1 protein-coding gene and 1 pseudogene are annotated in these 804 nt (G+C 42.3%); both read right to left on the reverse strand.

Annotation, left to right across the window (positions count from 1 at the left end; translation table 11 throughout):
* Positions 1-152: 152 nt before the first annotated feature.
* Positions 153-254: pseudogene (locus ACWHAR_RS25740) on the reverse strand (AEC family transporter); the annotation flags it as partial.
* A 168-nt stretch (positions 255-422) separates the two neighbouring features.
* Positions 423-804: nitrilase-related carbon-nitrogen hydrolase (locus ACWHAR_RS25745; protein WP_452088261.1), on the reverse strand; the 382-nt coding region annotated here is incomplete at its 5' end.

Genomic DNA, 804 nt, shown 5'->3' on the forward strand with positions numbered 1-804 from the left:
TCTCCATTTCATTAGCGTTCCCTATAATGCCAATTCAATTGAAACAGACCTTCTCTTTATGTGATGTCTTGGTGATGATTTCCCTGCCTTCAATATAAAGCCAGACCGGGTCAGAGTCAATAAACCGCGTAAATAATAAAACATCCCCATTCTCAAGAAGAAAGAGGATGCAGCTTCCAAAGCAAAACAGGCAAAGTGACAATGCTCAGCATCGTACTGATAAAGGTCGCACTCGAAACAACTTGGACAGCCATTGCAATAGCAATGTGAAGTCTAGCCGTTTTCTGTATGATATAGGAAATGGCGAAAATACAGAAACTCCATAAGGCACCTCCACTATACAATTTACTTTTATTTCACATAAACGTTTCAATTCCGCTTTTGTTTAAAAAACCCGTCAATTCAGGCGGGTTTTTTGGGAATTATTTTTTATATTGAATATGATAAATATCACGCCGTCTGTCTTTTAGCTGGCGCACTGTACCGTTTTGGCGCTGTCTTCTGAGAATTTCCAGGTCAACATCGCCGATGACGACCATTTCAATATTCGGGTTTGTTTCGCCGACAATGCCGTCTCGAGCGAATTCAAAATCAGACGGGGCAAAGATGCCTGACTGGGCGTATTGGATATCCATGTTTTCCGTTTGCGGAAGGTTTCCGATCGTTCCAGAGATAACCGTATAAATTTGATTTTCAACCGCTCTAGCCTGCGAACAGTATCTGACACGCAGATAGCCTTGACGGTCTTCTGTACAAAATGGCGTAAAGATGATTTTGGCTCCTTTATCAGCCGCAATCCGGGCA

Source organism: Bacillus sp. LR--39 (genome assembly GCF_053613335.1).